Raw genomic sequence first — 15535 nt, 5'->3', positions numbered from 1 at the left:
CGCGCTTCACGGCTTGACGTCCGTCCATCCCGCTTCGAGCACGGCCTCGGTGGCCTGGCCCGTGGTCGCGCGCAGGACCTGGCCGCTGCGCCGGTCGATGACCAGCTCGCGGCGCACCCCTCGTACGTCGTAGCTGAAGGTCCCCTTGCCCAGGTACCGCACGTTGGACAGGCCCGCCAGGGCCCGGTAGGCGGCGGCGCGGACGTCGGGAGGGGCCGGCTTGCTCCACAGCAGGCCGGTGATCGCGTCGGCGACCACCCCTTCGCGCTCGTCCTCGGAGACGTCCCCGAGGATGGCGTGCACCTTCGCCAGCAGCGGCCCAACCTCGTCGGGCAGCGCCTCGATCTGGGCGATCGTCAGCTCGTGGCCGTCCATCGTGAAGGGGCCCTTGCCGGTGAAGGGGACGGGCCTGCCCGCACCCTGGCTGGTCCAGGCACGGCCGTCCCTCGCCACCCACAGGTGCCTGACGTCCGACCCGTTGAGCACCCGCTTGACGTGCCAGTAGGCGCCCTTCGTCGCGGGCCTGGTCTCCACCACGCCGGCGGCGGCCAGCAGGACGCCCTCTCCCTCGTCTGTCACGAGCCTGGGCCCGACGAAGGCCACCGCGGCCATGACGACGATCGCGGCCCCCGCCGTGATCGGCGCCCACCAGGACCTCGCCGCCCTGACCGCCCGCCCGGTCCTGGCCGTCCCCGCCCTGCCGGGCGCGCGGTCGTCCCGTGGGCGGCCGGCGGGCGGCGCGGACCTGCGCCACCCTCTCCTCCTGGCGGGCGCGGCGCGCTCGGCGTCGAGCCTGGCGGCCACCCGCGCCCTGACCTCGGGATCCAGGGACGGCTCCCCGTACAGCTCGCGCACCTTCTTCAGCTCATCCATGCTCGCCCTCCATCGGGTTGGTGCCGCCAAGGGCCTTGCGGAGCTTCTTCCTCGCGCGGTTCAGCCGGGAGCCGACCGTGCCGTAGGGAATGCCGAGCGCTGAGGCGATCTCCTCGTGGGAGAGCCCGGCGAGCGCGACGAGCAGCAGCACGTCCCGGTCGCCCTTGCTCAGCCTGGAGATCGCGCCTGCCAGGCTCGGCCCGAGGCTCTGCGCGCTCACCCGCACGGCCACGCCCTCCGCGAGCCCCTGCACGTCGCGGTCGCGGGGCAGGCGGTCGAGGGCTCTGAGCGCGCGTGTCTCCGAGCGCCTGTGCTTGCCGACGAGATTGGTGGCGATGCCGTACAGCCAGGTCCTCGCGCTGGCGCGGGAGGGGTCGTACTGGCCGCGTTTGCGGAAGGCGGTGAGAAAGGTCTCGGCGACCACGTCCTCGGCGTCATCGGGGCCGAGTCGCTGGGCGACGTACCGGTGGATCTCCCCGAAGTGGGCGTCGAAGATCTCGCCGAAGCCCTCGGGGTCGGCGAGATCCGGTTGATGCACCGCGGCTGCGGTCATGGGTGGCCTTCCGTGTGCGAAGCGGTCGATAGGTATCACCCGATCAACCGGTTCACTTTCACGGTCTTTTCAGCGCGGATCGCGGGCCGGCCGCCTGCCCGCGTACCGCTGGGCGACGGCGGCGATCGTCCCCCTCATCGCCCAGCGCATGGCGGAAATCATGACATATGAGCAACTGCCGGAGCGGCGACTCGTGCGGTCTGGAAGCGGGGCGCGACCCAGAGCCCGACCAGCGCCATGAGCAGCGTGGCCGCGTAGACCGCCCAGTAGCCCGAGTCCGCCGCGACGAACAGCGCACTGGTGATCGCGACCGCCACCACCGAGAAGACCGACTCGCCGACCTGCAGAGCGGAGCTGTTCACGCCCTCCTCACCGGGGCTCGACAGTTCGAGTGTCAGCACCGACAGCGTCGGATAGACCAGTCCCATGCCGAATCCCGTGACGACCCACGCCGGGTAGGCGAGGGCGACGGGCACGCCGTCGAAGGTGACCGCGCCCATGAACAGGATGCCGAGGGCGATGGCCACCGAGCCGCCGAACAGGTTCGTCCTCCTGCTGAACACCTCGCGACCCTGCAGCCATGAGGCGAACGACCAGGTGAGCGCGCCGCCGGTCAGCGCGAACCCGGCCAGCAGAGGAGACAGGCCGCGCTCGTTGATCAGCATCAGCGGGATGATCACCTCGGCGGCGAAGAACGCGCCGGTGGCCAGGCCGCGCAGGGCCACGACCGAGGGCAGCCCCCTGGCGGCGCGCAGCGTTCCCGCGGGCAGCAGCCTCGGAAGCGCCACCAGCAGCACGACGAGCCCCACGACCAGGAGGAGGAACCGGCCGTCGCTGCCGTACTGCATGAGGCCCGCGCCCACGGCCGTCAGGACCGCCCAGCCGACCTTCCTCGCCAGCCCCGGCGCGGGCTCGGCCTGCCCGCCGGTGACCGGCTGCCCCGCCAGCCCGCGCAGCAGCATCAGCCCCGCGATCACGGTGAGCACCGGCACCGAGAGGAAGACCCACCGCCAGCCCAGCGTGTCGACCACGAGGCCGACGATCGCGGGGCCGACCATGGAGGGCACCACCCACGCCGTGGCGAACAGGGAGAAGATCTTCGGATGTGACTCCTCGGGATAGACCCTGGCCACCACCACGTAGAGCGCCACGCTGACCAGCGCTCCGCCGAAGCCCTGGACGAGCCGGCCGGCGATCAACATCTCCATGGACTGAGCCGCCCCCGCCAGCACGAGACCGGCGATGAAGGCGGCCGCTCCGGACCACAAAGGGGCGCTCGGCCCTCTCAGGTCGGCCCATCGGCCGCCGAGGACCGTGCCGACGACGGCGGCGGCCATCGCGCCGCTGAAGGCCAGGCCGTACAGGTGCAATCCGCCCAGCTCACGTGCCACGACCGGCATGGCGATGGCCACGGCGATGTACTCGAAGGCCACCAGCGACACCAGTGCCACCAGGCCTGCGGTCAAAGATGTACGCGTCATGCGTGCGACGCTACGGCGGGGCGCCGCGAAGCACATCGGGCCGAAGTCCTAGGCACCGGCCTAGGACTTCGGCCCCCGCTTCGCGACGGCGCCTACTCGCTGACGCCGAGCTTCTCCAGGATCAGCTCGCGGGCCCGCGCGGCGTCGGCCTTGCCTCGGCTGGCCTTCATGACGCCGCCGACCAGCGCGCCCACCGCGGCGATCTTGCCGGAGCGGACCTTCTCCACGGCGTCGGCGTTGCCGGCGAGCACCTGCTCGACGATCGTCGCCAGCTCGCCCTCGTCGGCGATCTGCAGCCCCCTGGAGGCGACGACCTCGTCGGGGCTGCCCTCGCCCGCCAGCACGCCGTCGAGCGCCTCACGGGCCAGCTTGTCGTTGAGCGTGCCAGAGGCCACCAGCTCGGTCACCCTGGCGACCTGCGCGGGGGTGATGGGCAGGTCGGCCAGGGCCTTGCCCGACTCGTTGGCCCTGCGGGCCAGCTCGCCCATCCACCACTTGCGGGCGTCGGCGGCGGGCGCGCCCGCCGCGATCGTGGCCTCCACGATCTCGATGGCGTCGGCGTTGTGCATCGACTCCATGTCGTGGTCGCTCACGCCCCACTCGGCCTGCAGCCGCTTACGCCGTACGGCGGGCAGCTCGGGCAGCGCGGACTTGAGCCTGGCCACCCACACGGGGTCGGGCGCGATCGGCACCAGGTCGGGCTCGGGGAAGTAGCGGTAGTCCTGCGCCTCCTCCTTGGACCTGCCCGACGTGGTCATGCCGGTGTCCTCGTGGAAGTGGCGCGTCTCCTGGATGATCCTGCCGCCCTCGGCGAGGATCGCCGCCTGCCGCTGGATCTCGCTGCGCACCGAGCGCTCGACGCTGCGCAGCGAGTTGACGTTCTTGGTCTCGGTGCGGGTGCCCCACTCCGAGGAGCCGCGCGGCATGAGCGAGACGTTGACGTCGCAGCGCATGGAGCCCTCCTCCATACGCACGTCGGAGACGCCGAGCGAGCGCATGAGCTCACGCAGCTCGGTGGCGTAGGCGCGGGCGACCTCGGGGGCGAGCCTGTCGGTGCCGGGGATCGGCTTGGTGACGATCTCGACCAGCGGGATGCCCGCGCGGTTGTAGTCGACGATGGAGTAGTCGGCGCCCTGGATGCGGCCCGTCGCGCCACCCACGTGGGTGGACTTGCCGGTGTCCTCCTCGAGGTGGACGCGCTCGATCTCGATGCGCACGGTCCTGCCGTCGACCTCGACGTCGAGGTAGCCGTCGAAGCAGAGCGGCTCGTCGTACTGCGAGATCTGGTAGTTCTTCGGCATGTCCGGATAGAAGTAGTTCTTCCGGGCGAAGCGGCACCACTCGGCGATCGAGCAGTTCAGCGCCAGGCCGATGCGGATCGTCGACTCGATCGCCATCTCGTTGGCCACCGGCAGGGAGCCGGGCAGCGCGAGGCAGGTCGGGCAGACATGGGTGTTGGGCGGCGCGCCGAAGGTGGTCGAGCAGCCGCAGAACATCTTCGAGTGGGTGCCCAACTCGACGTGGGTCTCCAGGCCGAGGACCGGCTCGTACCGCTCCAGGGCCTCGTCGTACGCCATGACGCTCACAGTGCGGGAGCCTCCTTCAGCAACGGGCCGCCCCAGCGGCTCTCCAGGGCCTTCTCAACAGCGGCGCCGACCCTGTAGCAGCGGTCGTCGCCGAGGACCGGGGCCATGATCTGCAGGCCGACCGGCAGGTTGTCCTCGTCGGCCAGGCCGATCGGGACCGACATGGCCGCGTTGCCCGACAGGTTGGACGGGATCGTGCACAGGTCGGCGAGGTACATCGCCATCGGGTCGTCGGCGCGCTCGCCGATCGGGAAGGCCGTGGTCGGCGTGGTCGGCGAGATCAGCACGTCGACCTGGTGGAAGGCGGCCTCGAAGTCGCGCGAGATGAGCGTGCGAACCTTCTGCGCCTGGCCGTAGTAGGCGTCGTAGTAGCCGCTCGACAGCGCGTAGGTGCCGAGCATGATGCGCCGCTTGACCTCGGGGCCGAAGCCCGCGGCCCTGGTGAGCGCCATGACCTCCTCGGCGCTCCTGGTGCCGTCGTCGCCCACGCGCAGGCCGTAGCGCATGGCGTCGAAGCGGGCCAGGTTCGAGGAGCACTCCGACGGCGCGATCAGGTAGTAGGCGGGCAGCGCCGTGGTGAAGGACGGGCAGGAGAGCTCGACGACCTTCGCGCCCAGCGACTCGAGCAGCTCGACGGCGTCGTGGAAGCGGTTGAGCACACCCTGCTGGTAGCCCTCGCCGCCGAACTCCTTGACGACGCCGATGCGCATGCCCGCGATGTCGGCGTTGCTCGCCGCCTCGACGACGTCGGGCACGGCCGCGTCGATGGAGGTGGAGTCCATCGGGTCGTGTCCTGAGAAGGCCGCGTGGAGCAGCGCCGCGTCCATGACGTTGCGGGCGAAGGGCCCGGGGGTGTCGAGGGAGCTGGCGAAGGCGATCAGTCCGTAGCGGGAGGAACCGCCGTAGGTCGGCTTCATGCCCACGATGCCGGTGACGGCGGCCGGCTGCCTGATGGAGCCGCCGGTGTCGGTGCCCGTCGACAGCGGCGCCTGGTAGGCGGCGACCGCCGCGCTGGAGCCGCCGGAGGAGCCGCCGGGAACCCTGGTGAGGTCCCACGGGTTGTGCGTGGCGTGGTAGGCGGAGTTCTCCGTGGAGGAGCCCATCGCGAACTCGTCGAGGTTGGTCTTGCCGAGGATGACCAGCCCGGCCTTGCGCAGCCGCGCGGTGACGGTCGCGTCGTACGGCGGGCGCCACCCCTCGAGGATCTTCGAGGCGGCGGTGGTGGGCATGTCGCGCGTGGCGAAGATGTCCTTGTGCGCGATCGGCACCCCGGCCAGGGGGCCGAGCTTCTCACCCTGCCTGATGCGCTCGTCGACGGCGCGGGCCTGCTCCAGCGTGACCTCGCGGTCCACGTGGAGGAACGCGCGCACCTTGGGCTCGACCTGCTCGATGCGGTCGAGGTGGGCCTCGGCGACCTCGGCGGCGCTCGCCTGGCCCGAGGCGATCAGCGCGCCCAGCTCGGCGGCGGTCTTGTGGATCAGACTCATGCTTCCTCCCCGAGAATGCGCGGAACCCGGAAGCGGTCGTCCTCGACGGCCGGGGCGCCCGAGAGCGCCAGCTCGGGCGTGAGGGACTGTCGCACCTCGTCGGCACGGAAGACATTGGTCAGCGGGAGCGCGTGCGACGAAGGCGGAACGTCCTCGGCGGCGACCTCTGCCACCTTCGCGACCGCGGCGATGATGTCATCGAGCTGGGTCGCGTAGTGGTCGAGTTCGTCGTCGGAGATCGCCAGCCGGGACAACCGGGCCAGGTGCGCGACCTCGTCGCGGGTTATGGCGGACATGAGTCGTTGAACCCGTTTCGTGGATGGAGTTTGGACACTGTCATCCTAGGGCTCTTGACGGAGGGTGGCCGAACCATTAGCGCCGCCTCCAGGCATCGCTCTCAGATCTCGACGTACTCGGCTTCCTGCACGCCGACGCGCTCCCTCAGCCAGACGGTCGCGTCGGCGGGCGCCATCGGCCTGCCGAACAGCCAGCCCTGGCCCATGTCGCAGCCCATGCCGGTGAGCTTGAGCGCCACCTCCTCGGTCTCGACCCCCTCGGCCACCGACCGCAGGCCGAGAGAGCGGACCAGGTCGACGATCGAGCGGACGATGCGCTCGTCGTCCTCCGACGACGACAGCCGCTGCACGAACGAGGCGTCGATCTTCACCTCGGAGGCGGCCAGCCGCTGCAGGCGGATGAAGGAGGAGTAGCCGGTCCCGAAGTCGTCGAGCGCCAGCGGCACGCCGAGCGCGGCCAGCGCCTTGATGGTCTCGTGGGTGTAGGCCTGGTCGCCCATCAGGATCCGCTCGGTGACCTCCAGCTGGATCGCCTCGGGCGGCAGTCTGAAGCGGGAGAGCCCGGCCTCCAGCTGGTCGGGGAGGGCGGAGTCGAGCAGGTCGCGGGCCGAGACGTTGACCGAGATCTGCACCTGCAGCCCGGTGTGCCACCAGCGGGCCGCCTGCTCCATCACCGCGTCGATGACGTACTCGGTCAGCTGCCGCATCAGGTAGGACTGCTCGGCCAGCGGGATGAAGTCGTCAGGGGGGATCGGCCCGCGCACCGGATGGCGCCAGCGCAGCAGCGCCTCCATCCCCCGCACCTCGCCGGTGGCGAGATCGACCTTGGGCTGGTAGTGCAGCCGCAGCTCGCGGTTGTCGACCGCGCGCCGCAGGTCGCCCAGCAGGCCGAGGCGCTCGGGCGAGTTGCGGTCCTTGTCCTGCTGGTAGAGCTCGACCCCCGTACGGCCCTCCTTGGCCAGGTACATCGCCACGTCCGCGCGCTGCAGCAGCAGCTCGAAGTCGGGGGCGTGGTCAGGGAAGAGCGCGATGCCGACCGAGCCGTCCATGTCGAACGTCATGCCCTCGAGGCGGACGGGCTCGGTCAGCGCGGCCCTGAGCCTGGCCGCGACCTCCCTCGCCGCGTGCGAGTCTCTGATGGACGGCAGCAGCACCGCGAACTCGTCGCCGCCGAGGCGTGCGACGACGTCGCCGGGCCGCACGGAGTGGGTGAGCCTGTGGGCGACCATCTGCAGCAACCGGTCGCCGACCGGGTGCCCCATGGTGTCGTTGACCTCTTTGAACCTGTCGAGGTCGATGAGGAACAGCCCCACCCGCTCGTCGTGGCGCGCCTCGGCCAGCGCCTCCTCGGTGGAGACGATGAGCATCTTGCGGTTGGGCAGCCCCGTGAGCTCGTCGTGCATCGCCTGGTGGTCGCGGCGCATGGACAGCGTGGCGGTGAAGTAGACCGCGGCCAGCGGCGCCACGAACAGCGGCACCAGCCCCGGTGAGTCCTCCATGACCACGACGACCAGCGGCGCGAGGCCGAGCAGCGCCGTGTAGACCAGCGCCTGCGGGCCCACGGTCGCCCGCAGCACCCTGCTCAGCGAGCGCCGCTCGTGCAGCGCCACGGCGCCGCAGACCAGCATCGCCCGCGCGGCGAAGTAGGCCAGGCCCGACAGCGCGACGGCCGTCAGGGTGGGCCCTGAGGGCACCCACGGCGACGACGGGCTCGGCACGATGCCGAACAGGCCGAGCACGACCGCCGCCGCGGTGAACGCCAGAGTGGCCTGGGCGACGTTGAAGCTCACCCTGTGCCAGGCCTTGCGGGTGACGACGCCGTTGACCACGATGCCGACGACCTGCATGAGCACCGCCACCGCGAGCCCGTAGTGCAGGAGCACGGCGAAGGTGAACATGGTCGCCGGATAGGTGCCGCCCACCGCGGTGGCCGACGACACCATCACGGGACGCAGCTCGCCGAGCACCACCAGGACGGCCAGCACCCAGAAGAGCGGCGCCCTGGCCAGCTCGGCCAGTTCGAACACGTCGAGGCGCAGCTCGGCCACGATCAGCGCGGTGCAGCCGATCACGGAGACGCCTGCGAGGAAGGCCCACAACGGGGTGCCTACGCGTGGTCCCGTGTCGCGCGTGTCATTCGGGTCGGTCATCGGTAACAGAACCCCCATGAGGTCACTATGGGAGGGTACGACCTTTACCCCACTTCCCGAAACCACCCGCCTACGTTCCGTCACCCCACTTGCCCACATTTCCCGGCAAAACGCGGCATTTATCCGTTTTGCGGGAAAACTGATCTCAGCCCAGGAGACGGACGAACTCCTCGAAGGAGATCCGGCCGTCCCCGTCGGCGTCGGCGGTCTGCTCCAGCGACCCGAGCGCTTCGGCGGGCAGGCCGGGGAAGTGCTTCAGGAACTCCTCCTGGCTGATGAACCCGTCGCCGCTGACGTCGATCGAGGCGAAGGCCTGACGGAGCTCCGCCAACCGCTCACCGCTGAGCTCGGACATATGACCACCTTTCCGTAGGGAAGGCCTATTCTTCCGGCTTGACGGCGACCTCCGCAGCGGCTTCGGGGCCCTGATCCAGCAGCACCCCGAACCCGGCCTCGTTGAGGATGGGCACTCCCAGGCTGACCGCCTTGTCGTACTTGGAACCCGCGTTCTCGCCCACCACCACGAAGGCGGTCTTCTTCGAGACCGACCCCGCGACCTTGCCGCCGCGCGAGGTGATGGCCTCGGCGGCCGAATCGCGGGTGAAGCCCTCCAGGGTGCCGGTGACGACGAACGTGAGGCCCTCGAGGGTCTGCGGGCCCTTCTCCGGGGCGGGCTCGTCCTCCATGCGGACGCCCGCCGCCTTCCAGCGCTCGACGATCTCGCGGTGCCAGTCGACGGCGAACCACTCGCGGATCGTCGCGGCGACGCGAGGACCGATGCCCTCGACCGCGGCCAGCTCCTCCTCGGAGGCGTTCATGACCGCGTCGATCGAGCGCAGGGCGCCGGCCAGCTCCTGGGCGGTGGGCGGCCCCACGTGGCGGATGGAGAGCGCGACCAGCACCCGCCAGAGCGGCACCTTCTTGGCCTCCTCGAGCTCCGCCAGGAGCTTCAGCGCGTTCTGGCTCGGCGCGCCGCTGACGTTGGAGAAGAACGAGACCACCTTCGGCTCGCCGGTCTTCGGGTCGATCTTGGGCAGACCCGTCTCCTGGTCGCGCACCACCGACCTGATCGGGATGAGCTGCTCCAGCGTGAGGTCGAACAGGTCGGCTTCGGTGCGCAGCACCGGCTCCTGGCCCTCGACCGGCTGGGTCAGCGCCGTGGCGGCGACGTAGCCGAGGCCTTCGATGTCGAGGGCGCGCCGCCCCGCCGCGAAGTAGAGGCGCTCACGGATCTGCGCGGGACACGAGCGGGCGTTGGGGCAGCGCAGGTCGGCGTCGCCCTCCTTCTCGTAGGCCAGCTCGGTGCCGCACTCGGGGCAGTGGGTCGGCATGACGAACTCGCGCTCGGAGCCGTCGCGCAGCGCCGTGACGGGGGCGACGATCTCGGGGATGACGTCGCCCGCCTTGCGCAGCACGACGGTGTCGCCGATGAGCACGCCCTTCTTGACGACGATCGCCGCGTTGTGGAGCGTGGCCCTCTCGACCGTGGACCCCGCCACGAGCACGGGCTCCATCACCGCGTAGGGGGTGACCCTGCCGGTACGGCCGACGCCCACCTCGATGTCGAGCAGCTTGGTGTTGACCTCCTCGGGCGGGTACTTGAAGGCGATCGCCCAGCGTGGCGCCCTCGAGGTGGAGCCGAGCTCGCGCTGGGTCCTGATCTTGTCGACCTTGACGACCACGCCGTCGATCTCGTAGGCGGGGTCGTGGCGGTGGACCCTGTAGTGCTCGATGAAGTCGTTGATGCCGGTGAGGTCGGGCACGACCTGGTAGAGGTCGCTCACGGGCAGCCCGAACTCGCGCAGCCTGTCGTAGACCTGCGACTGGGTCCGCGGCTCGGCCGCGCCCTCCCAGACGCCGACCCCGTGGACCAGCATCCGCAGCGGCCGCTGCGCGGTGATGCGGGAGTCCTTCTGCCGCAGCGTGCCCGCCGCGGCGTTGCGCGGGTTGGCGAAGGGCGCCTTGCCCTGCTCGACCAGCTGCTCGTTGAGCTTCCCGAACTCCGCGACGGGGATGTAGACCTCGCCGCGCACCTCGACGAGCGAGGGCACGTCGTCGCCCTCGAGCTTGTGCGGGATGCCCTTGATGGTGCGGACGTTGGGCGTCACGTCGTCGCCGGTGCGCCCGTCGCCCCTGGTGGCGCCGCGTTCCAGCCTGCCGTTGCGGTAGACCAGCGCGATGGCGAGGCCGTCGATCTTCAGCTCGCACAGGTAGGGCCCCGGGTCGTGCTCGGCCAGGCGCTCGGCCCTGACCTGCCAGGCGGCCATGTCGGCGTCGTTGAAGGCGTTGTCGAGGCTCTCCATCTTCTGCAGGTGCTGCACCTTGGCGAAGTCGCCCCTGACGGGCGCGCCCACCTTCTGCGTCGGCGAGTCGGGCGTCTGCAGCGTGGGATGGGCCTGCTCGAGCTGGAGAAGCTCGTTGAACCACGCGTCGAACTGCGCGTCGCTCACGGTGGGCTCGTCGAGGACGTAGTAGCGCTCACGCGCCTCCTCGACCAGCTCGCTCAGCTCGGCGTGCCGCTTCAGCGCGTCCACCGGCACACCCTCGACCTCGGCGCTCATCAGGAAACTCCCTCCGTCAACCCTGGGAGAACGCTATCTCGCGACACCGACAACCCGGTCCTCCCGGGGACGCCGTTCACCTGTTCAGACCAGCCTCGTCCACGACCTGGAGCACGGCCTCGTGGGCGCGGACCGTGAGACGCACAGCTGCGCCCATGCCCGCTTGACGTCGCCTCTGGTGAAGGTGGGCAGGGCGACCGTCCTGTTGGTGCAGTTGCGGTTGGTGGCCGATCTCCACTCGGGCACCGTCCTCCTGTGCCCGTCCGTACGGCGCACGAGCAGGACCACCCAGGTGCACCTGCTCCTGTGCCTGTCCGTGACCGAGGGAAGCAGGACCGTCAGCTTGTGGTGTCCGTCGATCGAGGCGCGGATCGTGGCCCTGTTGCCGTCCGGTCCTGTGACGAGCGTGGCCGCGTGCGCGGAAGCGGGCAGTAAGGCGGTGACGAGCAGGGCTGTGGCGGCGATTCTCATGATCATGACTGTCTCCTCAAGGACACGAACGTCGGTAGGCGAGCCCCTCGGTCAGTCGCATCCACTCCTTCTCCTCGAGCCCTCCATGGGCGATCTCGCAGGCCGCCGCGACCGGGTCGCGCAGCACCCGTGCCAGCCGCGACAGGTCCCACACCACGGCCCCCGCCGGGTGGCCGTTGGCGAACATGCGTGTCCCGTCCGCGCTGAGCGTCACCTCGTCGGCTGAGGGGAGCGTCGCGTACCTGCGCGTCTCCCCCTCCCCCGTCACGTGCCACAGGCTCACCGGCCCTCCGCCCGCCCCCGTGTACGCCAGGGACGACCCCAGCGCGAACCCGACCGAGGCCACCACCCTGAAGTCGTTGTCCAGGTCAGCCAGGCGAACGGGTTTGGCGGGATCGCCGACGTCCCAGAGCCTGGCGAGCTTGTCGCTCCCGCCGACGAGCAGCCTGCGACCGTCGGCGGACAGCGCGGCCGAGACGATCCCATCAAGATCGGCGGGGAAGTCCGCCACCACCGCAGGGCGCCCGGGGTCGGCCAGGCTCCACAGCCGGACCCTGCCCGACGCGTCACCCGTCGCCGCGAGCCTGCCGTTCGCGCTGACGGCGACCGCGTCCACCGACCCGCGCGCGGGCGGCAGCCGTACCGGGTCCCGGGAGGAGAGCGGCCACAGCGCCGCGCTGCCGTCGGCGGCGCCGGCGAGCGCCCAGCCACCCGCCGAGGCGACCGCGGTGATCCGCGAGGACAGCCGCGCGGCCACCGAGGTGTCGTGCCGCGAGGGCCGCCACAGCGCGGCCGTGCCGTCCTCGCCGCCCGTGACGGCCACGCCGTCGCCGGCGGCGAGCGCGGAGACCTGGCCCGCGTCCTCGGCGAGGAGCGCGCGCCGCGGCAGGTCGCCGCCCAGCTCCCAGAGGGTGAGGGCGTGCTCGGCCGTCACCGTGACCAGCCGCCTGCCGTCCGCGGCCAGCGCGCCCCTCCCCACCGCCTCCTGCGGCACCTTCGCCAGTACGGCGGGCGGCCCCAGTCTGGAGGTCTCCCACAGCACCGTCCGGCCCTCGGCGTCAGCGGTCATGAGGTCTCCGGTGACGGGGTCGAACGAGACGGAGCGCATCTCCGCCGCCCGGCCGCCGACGACGGCGCGCTGGACGGCGGCGCCCTGCGACACCTCCCACACGATCGCCCGCCCGTCGGCCCCCGCCGTGGCCAGCAGCCGTCCGTCGCCGCTGAAGGCCACCGCCCTGATCGCCGAGGCGTGGCCCGCGAGGTCGGCCAGCAGCCTCGGCCTGGTCCCCTCGATGTTCCAGAGGTAGGCGCGTGACCTGTTCCCGCTGGTGGCGATCGTCCTGCCGTCGGGGCTGAGCGCGAGCGCCCAGGTGACGTGCGCCTGCTCGCCCTCCACGGTCGACGGCGTGGAGAAGCGCACGGCGGCCCCGCCTGACGGGCTCCACAGCGCGCAGTCGGCGAACCTGCCGCACGTGACCACCCGCCGCCCGTCCACCGTGAAGGCCACGGACCGGACGGGGTCGTCCCGCCCCGTCCCGCGCACCGCCTCCGCCCGGTCGCCGCCCAGGGGCCACACCAGCGCGGCCGCGTCGGCGCCCACCGCGAGCCGCCTGCCGTCGGGGCTGAAGTCCAGCGCGTGGATCCCGCCGCGGCCCGGTTCGACGGTGGCGGTCCTGGCCCAGTCGGAGCTCCGCCAGACGATCACGCTGCCGTCCTCGCCGCCGGTGGCGAGGGTCGCGCCGTCCGGCGTGAACGCCGCGGCCCGCACGGCTCCTCCGTGGCCGTCGAGCACGGCGACCCGGGCGAGCGCGTGCCGGTCGGTGGTGTCCCAGACCTCGGCCGAGCCGTCGAGGCCGACGGCCGCCACCAGCCCGCCCCGAGGGCTGTGGGCCAGGGTCAGCGTCGCCTCGCCCACCCCCGCGGCGGCGGCGTACAGGGAGCTCGCCAGCAGCCCGACCAGGGCGCCCCTGTGCCGCTCTCCCGGCTCGACGGCCAGGGCGGCCAGCGCCAGGCGGAGGGCGTGCGCGGGGTCGGCCTGGCTCTGGGCGCCGGCCTGCTGGACGAGGGCGCGGGCGGTGGCGCTCCTGCGGGCGGACTCGGCGCTGCCGTACAGGGTGAAGGCGACGCCGCCCGCGGCCAAGGACAGCAGCAGCAGCACGCCCAGCACGCCGGACAGCAGCACCCTGCGCCTGGCGCGGCGGCGCGCGGCCCTCGCCCTCCCCTCCTCGTGCGCGATGGAGGCGGCGAGGAAGCGCTCGGCCGCCTGCGGCAACGGCCTGCCGAGCGCCCACTCGCGCGCGAGCGCCAGCCTGTGGCCCCGGTAGAGCCCTTCGGTCTCGCCCTCCCATGCCGCGGCGGCCTCCAGCAGGTGCTGCTCGACGAGCAGGCCCGCGCGATCGGAGCCGAGCCAGCCGCGCAGGACGGGCCAGGCCGTCAGCAGCGCCTCGTGGGTGATCGCGACCGCCTGCCCTTCGAGGGTGATCAGCCTGGCGGTGTCGGAGGCGAAGGCGTCGACCACCTCGCAGGCGGCCAGCGGGTCGGGGACCTCGGCCAGCAGCCGGTCCAGCTGCACCCTCCGCCTGGTGTCGTCGCTGCCCTCCCCCACGTGGACCAGCCGCCTGAAGACCGCCCTCGCCGCCTCGTGCGAGGGCAGCGAGGCCAGCACGCCGTCGGCGGTGGCGGCCAGAGCGCCGTGGATGCCGCCTGTGGCCCGGTAGCCCGCCACGGTGAGCGTGGCGCCGCCGCGCCGCCGCCAGGTGACCAGCAGGGCGTGGGAGAGCAGGGGGAGCCGTCCCGGCTCGCTGCCCAGCTCGCTGAGCAGCAGCTCGACCAGGCCGGGTTCGAGGGTGAGCCCGGCCGCGAGCGCGGGCCGCTCGACGGCGGAGCGCAGTTCCGCGTGGCTCATCGGGCCGACGACGACGGGCCCGCGTTCGAGACCCGCCCGCAACGCGGGTACGGCGGCGCACCTGCCGAGGAAGTCGGCCCGCACGCCGATCACGACCTGGCAGGGAAGGTCAGGGACGGCGCCGCCGGTGAACGCCTCCTCGAACTGGTCGAGCACCAGCACGTCCACGCCCGGGGGGATAGGCTCGCCCGGCGTGGTCACCGCGACGGTGAGGCCCGCCGACCGCTGCCGCAGCGCGGGAACGAGCCCGGCGCGTAACAGCGAGGACTTCCCCGAGCCGGAGACCCCTGTGACGATCAGCGGCGCGGGGTCGTCCAGGCGCCGCACGAGGGTCTCCACCAGGCGCTCCCTGCCGAAGAACAGCGCCGCGTCCGCCGTGCCGAACGCCTCGAGCCCCTTGTAGGGCGGCCCTTCGAAGGCGGGAGCGGGCGGCGGCCGCACCTCGCCGTGGCCCCTGGAGGGGGCGCGGAGCAGCGCGAGCTCGCCCACCCTGCCCGTGGAGCGGACGCGGGGCCTCGGGAAGCCCGCGGCCGGCAGCGTCCTGCTCAGGTGGCGGTGCACGTCGGACAGCGTCAGCTCGGGCGGCCCCTCGGTCAGCAGCCGCAGCAGCGCCCCGCTGAAGGCGGTGTGCGCCATGCCGTCGGGCGCGAAGGAGGGCTCGCTACGCCCGGCCGAGGTGAGCACGTACGCCCCCGAGATCTCCGCCACGTCCCACGGGTCGGACATGCCCTCGATGGCCCTGCCGGAGAAGCAGCAGTCGAGGACCACGACGAGCGGCCCGCCGGCGTTGTCGAGCAGGTAGCGGCGCATCAGGTCGTACGGCAGCGCCGTGTGCTCCAGCGCCAGCGGCCCCGAGACCGTCTCAGCCGCCGCCAGATGGAGCGCTCCACGCCTGCTGACCAGGCCGTGCCCGACGTAGTAGACGATCAGCGGCCCCTCCGTGGAGGCCGCGGAGGCGATCGCGTCACCCAGCTCGCGCGGCGAGGGAGGGTCGAGGACCGTCCGCACCCACGCGAGGCCGCACCTGCCGAGCAGCACGGATCGCAGGTCGTCGAGCGTGCGCGCGACGGACGGCAGGTCGGGCAGGTCGGAGCCCTGCGCGTGCGAGCCGGTGCCCAGCAGCAGCGCGCCGGCCCCCGCGAAGTCGCCCGCCGTCACGCGTCGAGTCCATC

Annotated in this window: 11 protein-coding genes; all 11 read right to left on the bottom strand. The window is 72.1% G+C overall.

The window, feature by feature from the left end; all coding sequences use genetic code 11:
- Positions 1-6 precede the first annotated feature (6 nt).
- Complete coding sequence (locus FHR33_RS33300; RefSeq protein ID WP_183656210.1) at positions 7-873, bottom strand: hypothetical protein; 867 nt, start codon at positions 871-873, stop codon at positions 7-9.
- Positions 866-1426 carry an RNA polymerase sigma factor gene (locus FHR33_RS33295; RefSeq protein ID WP_183656207.1) on the bottom strand — a complete coding sequence of 187 codons (561 nt, stop codon included), beginning with the start codon at positions 1424-1426 and terminating at the stop codon, positions 866-868. The genes FHR33_RS33300 and FHR33_RS33295 overlap by 8 nt, the downstream gene beginning before the upstream one ends.
- 158 nt (positions 1427-1584) lie before the next feature.
- Positions 1585-2907, bottom strand: coding sequence for an MFS transporter (locus FHR33_RS33290; RefSeq protein WP_246452255.1), 1323 nt, complete (start codon positions 2905-2907; stop codon positions 1585-1587).
- Positions 2908-2999: 92 nt separating this feature from the next.
- Entirely contained in the window at positions 3000-4484 is a 1485-nt protein-coding gene (gatB, locus tag FHR33_RS33285) for an Asp-tRNA(Asn)/Glu-tRNA(Gln) amidotransferase subunit GatB (RefSeq protein WP_183660447.1), read from the bottom strand.
- Between the two features lie 5 nt (positions 4485-4489).
- Positions 4490-5980 carry an Asp-tRNA(Asn)/Glu-tRNA(Gln) amidotransferase subunit GatA gene (gatA, locus tag FHR33_RS33280; RefSeq protein WP_183656204.1) on the bottom strand — a complete coding sequence of 497 codons (1491 nt, stop codon included), beginning with the start codon at positions 5978-5980 and terminating at the stop codon, positions 4490-4492.
- Complete coding sequence (gene gatC, locus FHR33_RS33275) at positions 5977-6276, bottom strand: Asp-tRNA(Asn)/Glu-tRNA(Gln) amidotransferase subunit GatC (protein WP_183656201.1); 300 nt, start codon at positions 6274-6276, stop codon at positions 5977-5979. Before gatC ends, gatA begins: the two co-directional genes overlap by 4 nt.
- Before the next feature lie 101 nt (positions 6277-6377).
- Positions 6378-8444, bottom strand: a complete 2067-nt coding sequence (locus tag FHR33_RS33270) for a putative bifunctional diguanylate cyclase/phosphodiesterase (RefSeq protein ID WP_376773262.1) — start codon at positions 8442-8444, stop codon at positions 6378-6380.
- A 127-nt stretch (positions 8445-8571) separates the two neighbouring features.
- Positions 8572-8781 carry an EF-hand domain-containing protein gene (locus FHR33_RS33265; RefSeq protein ID WP_183656198.1) on the bottom strand — a complete coding sequence of 70 codons (210 nt, stop codon included), beginning with the start codon at positions 8779-8781 and terminating at the stop codon, positions 8572-8574.
- Between the two features lie 25 nt (positions 8782-8806).
- Complete coding sequence (gene ligA / locus FHR33_RS33260) at positions 8807-10987, bottom strand: NAD-dependent DNA ligase LigA (protein WP_183656195.1); 2181 nt, start codon at positions 10985-10987, stop codon at positions 8807-8809.
- An 84-nt stretch (positions 10988-11071) separates the two neighbouring features.
- A complete protein-coding gene (locus tag FHR33_RS33255) occupies positions 11072-11464 on the bottom strand; it encodes a hypothetical protein (protein ID WP_183656192.1) in 393 nt (130 codons plus the stop codon).
- A gap of 10 nt (positions 11465-11474) precedes the next feature.
- On the bottom strand, positions 11475-15521 hold the full coding sequence (locus tag FHR33_RS33250) for a caspase, EACC1-associated type (protein ID WP_183656189.1): 4047 nt from the start codon (positions 15519-15521) through the stop codon (positions 11475-11477).
- Positions 15522-15535 lie beyond the last annotated feature (14 nt).

The organism is Nonomuraea dietziae (assembly GCF_014195505.1).
Taxonomy (GTDB): Bacteria; Actinomycetota; Actinomycetes; order Streptosporangiales; family Streptosporangiaceae; genus Nonomuraea; species Nonomuraea roseola.
This window is presented reverse-complemented; position numbering and strand designations above follow the sequence as displayed.

Excerpts from the sequence above, each read along its gene's own strand:
- FHR33_RS33300 (WP_183656210.1), bottom strand. The coding sequence starts at position 873 with ATGGATGAGCTGAAGAAGGTGCGCGAGCTGTACGGGGAGCCGTCCCTG.
- FHR33_RS33295 (WP_183656207.1), bottom strand. The coding sequence starts at position 1,426 with ATGACCGCAGCCGCGGTGCATCAACCGGATCTCGCCGACCCCGAGGGC.
- FHR33_RS33290 (WP_246452255.1), bottom strand. The coding sequence starts at position 2,907 with ATGACGCGTACATCTTTGACCGCAGGCCTGGTGGCACTGGTGTCGCTG.
- gatB (WP_183660447.1), bottom strand. The coding sequence starts at position 4,484 with ATGGCGTACGACGAGGCCCTGGAGCGGTACGAGCCGGTCCTCGGCCTG.
- gatA (WP_183656204.1), bottom strand. The coding sequence starts at position 5,980 with ATGAGTCTGATCCACAAGACCGCCGCCGAGCTGGGCGCGCTGATCGCC.
- gatC (WP_183656201.1), bottom strand. The coding sequence starts at position 6,276 with ATGTCCGCCATAACCCGCGACGAGGTCGCGCACCTGGCCCGGTTGTCC.
- FHR33_RS33270 (WP_376773262.1), bottom strand. The coding sequence starts at position 8,444 with ATGGGGGTTCTGTTACCGATGACCGACCCGAATGACACGCGCGACACG.
- FHR33_RS33265 (WP_183656198.1), bottom strand. The coding sequence starts at position 8,781 with ATGTCCGAGCTCAGCGGTGAGCGGTTGGCGGAGCTCCGTCAGGCCTTC.
- ligA (WP_183656195.1), bottom strand. The coding sequence starts at position 10,987 with ATGAGCGCCGAGGTCGAGGGTGTGCCGGTGGACGCGCTGAAGCGGCAC.
- FHR33_RS33255 (WP_183656192.1), bottom strand. The coding sequence starts at position 11,464 with ATGATCATGAGAATCGCCGCCACAGCCCTGCTCGTCACCGCCTTACTG.